4 protein-coding genes are annotated in these 3,683 nt (G+C 67.1%); 2 read left to right on the top strand and 2 right to left on the bottom strand.

What is annotated here, in order from left to right; genetic code table 11:
- Nucleotides 1-783 (bottom strand): M56 family metallopeptidase (locus tag AC5RUJ_RS12600; RefSeq protein WP_494155943.1); only part of this gene is annotated, 783 nt, incomplete at its 3' end.
- A gap of 5 nt (nt 784-788) precedes the next feature.
- Complete coding sequence (locus tag AC5RUJ_RS12595) at nt 789-1,178, bottom strand: BlaI/MecI/CopY family transcriptional regulator (protein ID WP_493977919.1); 390 nt, start codon at nt 1,176-1,178, stop codon at nt 789-791.
- A gap of 203 nt (nt 1,179-1,381) precedes the next feature.
- Between AC5RUJ_RS12595 and AC5RUJ_RS12590 the strand changes: the two genes are divergently transcribed.
- Both AC5RUJ_RS12590 and cydB read left to right on the top strand, forming a co-directional pair.
- Nucleotides 1,382-3,013 (top strand): cytochrome ubiquinol oxidase subunit I, encoded by a 1,632-nt coding sequence (locus AC5RUJ_RS12590; protein WP_494128732.1) that lies wholly within the window; start codon nt 1,382-1,384, stop codon nt 3,011-3,013.
- 31 nt (nt 3,014-3,044) lie between these two features.
- Nucleotides 3,045-3,683, top strand: a 639-nt coding sequence (cydB, locus tag AC5RUJ_RS12585; RefSeq protein ID WP_494155942.1) for a cytochrome d ubiquinol oxidase subunit II, incomplete at its 3' end; no start/stop codon positions are given.

Below are 3,683 nucleotides of genomic sequence, written 5' to 3'. Positions count from 1 at the left end.
CAGGCTTGCGGCCGGGCCTGCCGCCGCCGGCCGCTCACCGGCAGCGACGACGGCGATCGCACGCACCAGCGTCTCGCGGGCCGACGTCTTCAGGGAATGGTCGTCCGCGAGCATCTCGATCAGCTCGTTCACCGCCGTCCGGGCCAGCTTCGAGGTGGGGAGCCAGGGCAGGGCCGCCCGCCAGGCGGCGAAGGCCCACAGCAGCAGGTCGTGGCGCTGTTCCAGGTGCGCCTTTTCGTGCGTCATGACCGCGTGCAGTTCGTCCGGCGAGAGCAACTCGAGCAGGCCGTTCGAGAGCACCGTGACGGAGCCGCCGCCGCCGGGCAGGCAGTAGGCCACCGGCGCCGGGTGGTTGATCACCAGGGTGCGCGGGGAGTCTTCGGACGGGGAGCTCAGCAGATTCAGCAGGTCGCGGTGCCGGCCGCGCTGTTTGCGGATCTTGTAGTAGGTCAGCAGCAGCGTGAAGACCAGGTGCACGGTCAGCAGCAGGGCGGCGCTGAGCGCGAACACGTGCACCAGGTCCAGGCCGGTATCCGCACTGTCGTCCAGCAGAAGGCCGGTCAGGCCCCGGAGGCCGGCCAGCAGGTGGTCTCCCAGCGGTTCCAAGCCCCACGTCAGCATGGCGCCGATCATGGACAGGCCGCCGGCCAGGGCGATGGCCTGCCAAAGCACCAGCGCCGTCCCGGGACTGCGGGCCGTCCAACGTGCCCGCGAGAGCAGGATGGGAGCAGGCCACGCCAAAATGACCGCCATGGCGGCCAGCAGGTAGGAGGCCAGGAACATTCAGCTCAGTTGGAAGAGAGGATCTTGCGCAGGGTTTCCGCTTCCTCGTCGCTGACCGTCCCGATAAAGCGGGCCAAGACGGCCTCGCGGTCCGGGGCCGAGCCCAGGACCTCGTGCATCAGCTCCACGGTGTGCTCTTCACGGCTTGTCACCGCCCGGTAGCGGTGCGGGCGGATGTCGCGGCCGCGCTGGACCAGGCCCTTCTTCTCGAGCCGGGACAGAACGGTCAGCACCGTGGTGACGGCCAGCTCCTTGCCGTCCGCCCCGTCCGCGGAGACCTGCGCCAACGTGTCGCGCAGCTCATTGGCGGTCAGTCCGGCCTCGGCCGGATCGGCGGCGTTCTGGGACCACAGCACGTCCATGACCGCCCGTTCCAAATCTCCGAGAGTAGCCATCTGGTTCCTTTTCGTCTCTTAACGTCGCATCAACGGCGCGCAGAACCTTTCTACGACCGTGCTCTTGGTCTCTAATTTACCGTCTTTCGTGCAAATGTTCTACAGTTCGTAGAAGATTAAGTTCTACGGCGTGTAGAAATGAGGCGTGTAGAAATGAGTTCCGGAGTAGTCCGGAACCCAGGTCAGTCCGGGAGGCAGCGGCAATGGAAGCACTTGAAATCGCGCGGTGGCAGTTCGGTATCACCACCGTCTACCACTTCCTCATGGTGCCGCTGACCATCGGCCTGGGACTGCTCGTCGCGATCATGCACACGGCCTGGTACCGCACCGGCAAGGACCAGTACCTGCGGATGACCAAGTTCTGGGGCAAGCTGTTCCTGATTAACTTCATCATGGGCGTGGCCACCGGCCTGGTCCAGGAATTCCAGTTCGGCATGGCCTGGAGCGAATACAGCCGCTTCGTCGGCGACGTCTTCGGTGCGCCGCTGGCCATGGAAGCCCTGCTCGCGTTCTTCGTCGAGTCCATCTTCCTGGGCCTGTGGATTTTCGGCTGGGGCCGGCTGCCCAAAGCGGTGCACCTGCTCAGCATCTGGGGTGCCTCGCTGGCCACCGTCGCTTCGGCCTACTTCATCCTGGCCGCCAACTCCTGGATGCAGCACCCGGTCGGCGTCGAAATGATCGACGGTCGGCCGGTCATGGTGGACGTCTGGGCCGTGCTGACCAACAACACGCTGCTGGTGGCCTTCCCGCACACCATCTTCGGCGCCACCTCGGTGGCCGGCGGTTTCCTGCTGGGCATCAGCTGGTACCACCTGTGGAAGCGCCGCCGCGACGGCATCGACACCGTGGGCCCGGACGGCACGGTAGTCGTCGGATCCGACCCGGCGCGCGGCAGGGATGCGGCCGACCACAAGGTCTGGCTCCGCTCGCTGCGGATCGGCGCCGTCGTCGCGGTCGTCTCCTTCGCCGGGGTGTCCCTCACCGGGGACCTGCAGGCCAAACTGATGTTCCAGCAACAGCCCATGAAGATGGCCGCCGCGGAGGCCGCCTGCCACGACGGCACGGGCTTCTCCATCCTGACGGTCGGCGACCTCGGCTCCAACGACTGCGACGACATGGTCGCCGTGGTGGAGCTGCCCGGACTGCTCTCCTTCATGGCCAACGGCGACTTCGACACCGAGATCCGGGGCATCAACAGCCTGCTGCCGGAGTACCAGGAGCGCTTCGGAACGCACCTGCCCGACAACCCGATCTACGGCGAGCGCGCCGGCAGCGAAATCGACTACGTGCCGGTCATGGAAGTCACCTACTGGGGCTTCCGGATGATGATCACCTTCGGCATGCTGGCCGCCGCGGCCGCCGCCGTCGCCCTGTGGGTGGTGCGCAAGGGCACGGTGCCCGAATCGAAGTGGCTGATGCGGCTGGCCGTGTTCGGAATCCTTGCCCCGTTCGGTGCCAACTCGGCGGGCTGGATCTTCACCGAAATGGGCCGCCAGCCGTTCGTCGTGGCACCCAACCCGGATCCCGACGGCATCGACAACGTCTTTATGTTCACGGCCGCGGCCGTGTCGCCGGGCGTCTCGCTTGGGGAGCTGATTTTCTCGCTCAGCGCCTTCACCTTGGTCTACGGCTCGCTGCTGGTGGTGGAAGTGAAGCTGCTCGCCGCCTACTGCCGCGGCGGTGTGCCGGCGGCAATGCCCGAGCTGCTGCCCGCGGCGTCCGCGGATGGCACGGGCACGGACGACGACGGCGGCACCGGCGGCCGCGGCAAGGACGGAGATGGAACGGACGGGAACGGAAAAGACCCTGATGACGTGCTCGCTTTCGCGTACTGAACCGGCTCCTACGGATCGATAAGGACGACTCATGGAAACCCTGCCCACCATCTGGTTCATTGTCATCGCCTTCTTCTGGACCGGGTACCTGTTCCTGGAAGGATTCGACCTCGGCGTCGGCATGATGATGCGCGGCTTCGCCCGGAACAACACGGAACGCCGCGTGCTGCTCAACACCATCGGCCCGGTCTGGGACGGCAACGAAGTCTGGCTGGTCACCGCGGGGGCCGCCACATTCGCGGCCTTCCCCGAGTGGTACGCCGCCCTGTTCTCCGGTCTGTACCTCCCGCTGGTGCTCGTGCTGCTGGCCCTGATCTTCCGCGCCGTCGGGATCGAATACCGCGGCAAGGTGGACACGGACCGGTGGCGGGCGCGCTGGGACTGGGCGATCGCGCTGGGCTCGTTGGTCGCGGCCTTCGGCGTCGGGGCCATGCTCGGCCTGACCACCACCGGCCTGCCGCTCAACGCCAACGGCGACCGGGTGGGCGGACCGTTCGCCTGGTTCAACGGCTACGCCGTGCTCGGCGGGCTGGCGGTGGTCGGCTTCAGCCTGGTCCACGCGGCGGCGTTCCTGGCACTGAAGACCGACGGCGAGGTCCGGTTGCGGGCCAAGGCACTGGTCCTGCGCTGGCTGCCGGTGGCGCTGCTGCCGATGGCCGCCTGGGCCGCC

The organism is Arthrobacter sp. Y3223164, from assembly GCF_059091005.1.
The sequence above is the reverse complement of the archived record's forward strand: the minus strand, read 5'-3'. Positions and strand labels throughout refer to the sequence as shown.

Coding starts and splice junctions, on each gene's coding strand:
- AC5RUJ_RS12595 (WP_493977919.1), bottom strand. CDS start 1,178: ATGGCTACTCTCGGAGATTTGGAACGGGCGGTCATGGACGTGCTGTGG.
- AC5RUJ_RS12590 (WP_494128732.1), top strand. CDS start 1,382: ATGGAAGCACTTGAAATCGCGCGGTGGCAGTTCGGTATCACCACCGTC.